Annotated in this window: 4 protein-coding genes and 1 tRNA gene; 3 read left to right on the top strand and 2 right to left on the bottom strand. The window is 57.6% G+C overall.

The annotated features are described in order from the left end of the window. Position 1 precedes the first annotated feature (1 nt). Positions 2–985 carry an NAD-dependent epimerase/dehydratase family protein gene (locus tag A3754_RS20995; RefSeq protein WP_063521228.1) on the bottom strand — a complete coding sequence of 328 codons (984 nt, stop codon included), beginning with the start codon at positions 983–985 and terminating at the stop codon, positions 2–4. Between the two features lie 535 nt (positions 986–1,520). Here A3754_RS20995 and A3754_RS20990 point away from each other — a divergent pair. Further along, positions 1,521–1,594: transfer RNA gene (locus A3754_RS20990), tRNA-Gly, on the top strand. A gap of 124 nt (positions 1,595–1,718) precedes the next feature. On the opposite strand, the gene A3754_RS20985 is transcribed toward A3754_RS20990, so the two are convergent. Beyond that, entirely contained in the window at positions 1,719–2,012 is a 294-nt protein-coding gene (locus A3754_RS20985) for a hypothetical protein (protein WP_063518892.1), read from the bottom strand. Between the two features lie 240 nt (positions 2,013–2,252). Between A3754_RS20985 and umuD the strand changes: the two genes are divergently transcribed. Both umuD and A3754_RS20975 read left to right on the top strand, forming a co-directional pair. Further along, a complete protein-coding gene (umuD, locus tag A3754_RS20980) occupies positions 2,253–2,645 on the top strand; it encodes a translesion error-prone DNA polymerase V autoproteolytic subunit (protein ID WP_063521227.1) in 393 nt (130 codons plus the stop codon). Between the two features lie 8 nt (positions 2,646–2,653). After that, positions 2,654–3,272, top strand: a 619-nt coding sequence (locus tag A3754_RS20975) for a Y-family DNA polymerase (RefSeq protein ID WP_197468757.1), incomplete at its 3' end; no start/stop codon positions are given.

Raw genomic sequence — 3,272 nt, 5'->3', positions numbered from 1 at the left:
GTTACAACATCCGTTCCCGGGCCATCCAGGCAATGCAGTTTTCCAGCATGGTGGCCAGCGGCACCTGATCATTAAAGCCCAGCTGTTCCACGGCCTTGCTGCCGTCGGCATGCACGCGGCTGGTGATCAGGGCCACTTTTTCCGGGGTCAGGCGGGGTTCTTCGCCGGTGAACAGGCTGCCGATGGGGTAGAGCTGGCCGGCCAGTTTCAGCAGGGCCGGGGGTACGGTACGCTGCGGCGCCTTGCGCCCCAGCCGGTCGGCAATGGTCTGGACCAGGGTCAGGAAACTGGCTTCCACGCCGGCCAGAATATAACGCTCGCCGCAAATACCGTGTTCCAGCGCCGCAATATGGGCCCGTGCCACTTCCTCTACCGCACAGAAATTTCCGCCCCCTGGGGGTACACCGGGCAGTTTTCCGTCGTTGATCATGCGGATCATCTGTGACCAGTTGTGGGTATCGCCGGCACCAATAATGCCGCAGGGATTCATGATCACCGCGTCCAGGCCCTGGCGAATGCCGTTTTCCACTTCTTGTTCTGCCAGAAACTTGGTGCGGTTGTAGCCGATCCAGTCATTGGCGGCATTGGAGGGCGTCAGCTCGTTGATCGGGTTGTCCTGAATGCCCCAGGCAGAGATGGACGAGGTATGAATAAAGCGGCCGGCCACGTTTTTCAGGGCGGCGCTGACCATGGCCTGGGTGCCGAGCACGTTGTCACGGTATTGCTGTGCATTACCACGACGCCAGAGGCTGGTATTGCCGGCCACATGGAAAACGGCATCGGGAGTGGCCGGCATGACCAGCGCCAACTCCGTGGCATTATCCAGTGGTGCCTGCACTACGGACACGCCTTCTTTGGCGTGCAGGGTACTGGCATCACTGTTGGGGCGCACCAGTGCGACTACCTCCCACTGTTTGTCGAGAAGCTGGTCGATAATGTGCCCACCGAGAAACCCCCGGCCCCCGCTGATAAATGCCACTGGCATGGTTGGTATCCTTCTTTGGCTGACGCTTGTTGCTTCTTCTATACGCACCGAAACGGACGCTGGCAACTGCTTTGTCTTCCCAGTGACTTGCTTCTAAAGGTTCATCGCAGGGTTGAGTGATGAGCCGATTTCAGGATTTGCCTCAATCCTACCCTGGTTGCCGCAGGACGCCGGGTGCCCGACGGCGGACGCTTGCATTCAAAACCTGAAAATCTTGGCTCCTATGCGCTCTTCGCAAAACGCATTACCCGATTATTTCCTGAATAATGGCCCTGAGTATTCCTCAAAATACCCCTCAAAAGAGGTACCGCAATAGTGACAAACACTCAGGCTATGGGGTTTGACGTCAGGCATCCGGCGTTGAGCGTTCGGCAAAATGCAGGGTATTCGCCATAAGCTAATCAAACGGCTAGAGCCTGTTATTCAGCCTCATCCGCGATGAACTGTTTTAAACAGCCACTTGTCGAAACTTTGACGATTTTGCTTCAACACTGGCCAAGTTGATGGGTTTTGACTATATTGCCGTTTCAAACAGGCGGGTGTAGTTCAATGGTAGAACGGCAGCTTCCCAAGCTGCATACGAGAGTTCGATTCTCTTCACCCGCTCCAGACATAAAAAAAACCGCTTTTGGCGGTTTTTTTATGTCTGGGCTAGACGCTTGATGCCGGATGCCAGTCGCAATCGTCGAGCTCCGAGCGTCTTGCGTTCAATCTCAAGTCCTTGACCGCCCAATCACACCGAACAGGACAGATACCGGCCGTTGAGCCGGAAAAGCGCGCGAATTTCGTATTCGGCGCCCAGCCCGCTGGCGGCGTCGCTGGCGTGCATGATGTAGGGATAACAGTGGGCCCAGGCGCAGGGCCTGACCAGTTGCTGATGTGAGCTGTCCGGGTTGTGTCTGCTGGTGGCGATAAAGGCATTCTGCTCCAGATTGAACAGAACGTAGCCCTGAAATTCTGCTTGGGCGGGCAGGCCCATTTCTTCCAGAAAATCGGACATCCAGCGGTGATGACTCTTCGTGTTCATAGTGGCTCTCATGCTTGCCCGGTGCGAGCTCGCAGGCGATGCGAGCCGCACATAATGTCTATGACAGTAAGTTACGTCAGGAGTTGCAGAGGGTGGATAGGCGTTGTTTGTCGTTTTGTCGCTTTCTTGTCATTTGTGTCGCCAGGGCGACAGCCTGGGGTGAAGCTGGATTATCGATAACTGTACATAAAGACAGTATTTTGTCATGCTTGTCCGACTGTGGATTCCCGGTATGTTGCTATGTCTGCCCTGCCTTTTTTCAGTGAACGCATTGCTGCGGGGTTCCCGTCTCCGGCTCAGGGGTATCTGGATGAACACCTGGACCTGAACCGGCTATGCATTCGCCGGCCGGCGTCCACGTTTCTGTTGCGCGTGGAGGGGGACTCCATGGTGGATGCCGGTATTTTCTCCGGTGATATTCTCATTGTGGACCGCTCACTGGAAGCTGTTGCGGGCGATGTGGTGGTCGCTTCACTGGAGGGCGAATTCACGGTGAAGGAGTTGCAGCTGTTACCCACGCCCATGCTCAAGCCCCGCAATGCGGCCTATGCACCAATCCCCATCGGTGATGACGGCGTAGACCTTTTCGGGGTGGTGACGTTTTGCCTGCATGCCTTGCGGGGCCGAGGGTAACGGCGGCCATGTTTGCCCTGGTCGACTGCAATAGCTTTTACGCCGCCTGTGAGCGCCTGTTCCGCCCGGATCTTCAGGGGCGGCCTGTGGTGGTGCTCTCCAATAATGATGGCTGTATTGTGGCCGGGTCTGCGGAAGCCAAGGCGCTGGGGGTAAAAACCGGCATGCCGGTACATCTGGCCCGTGATCTGATTGCCCGCCATAAAATTGCGGTCTTTTCATCCAACTATGCGCTGTACGGGGATATTTCCCAGCGGGTGATGGCGACCCTGGAAACCCTGGTTCCCCAAGTAGAGGTGTATTCCATTGATGAGGCGTTTCTGGATCTGTCGTTGATGGGGGGAGCTGAGCTGTTGCCGCTGGCGCAGCAGGTGCGAGCGCGTGTTGCTCGTTGGGTCGGGGTGCCAGTGTGCGTGGGGGTAGCGCCCACCAAGGTGCTGGCCAAGCTCGCCAACCACGCGGCCAAGCGTTACCCCGCCACGGGCGGCACCGTGGTGCTGACGGACCCGGCGCGCCGGGAAAAGTTGCTGGCGCTAACACCGGTGTCTCGGGTGTGGGGAGTAGGGCGCCGGTTGATGGGCCGCCTTGAGGCGCTGGGGATCGAGACGGCGTTGGATCTGGCCCGGG

The organism is Alcanivorax sp. HI0083, from assembly GCF_001635175.1.
The sequence above is the reverse complement of the archived record's forward strand: the minus strand, read 5'-3'. Positions and strand labels throughout refer to the sequence as shown.

What these genes read in the sequence shown, in the direction of transcription:
- A3754_RS20995 (WP_063521228.1), bottom strand. Translation starts at nt 985, where the DNA reads ATGCCAGTGGCATTTATCAGCGGGGGCCGGGGGTTTCTCGGTGGGCAC.
- A3754_RS20985 (WP_063518892.1), bottom strand. Translation starts at nt 2,012, where the DNA reads ATGAACACGAAGAGTCATCACCGCTGGATGTCCGATTTTCTGGAAGAA.
- umuD (WP_063521227.1), top strand. Translation starts at nt 2,253, where the DNA reads ATGTCTGCCCTGCCTTTTTTCAGTGAACGCATTGCTGCGGGGTTCCCG.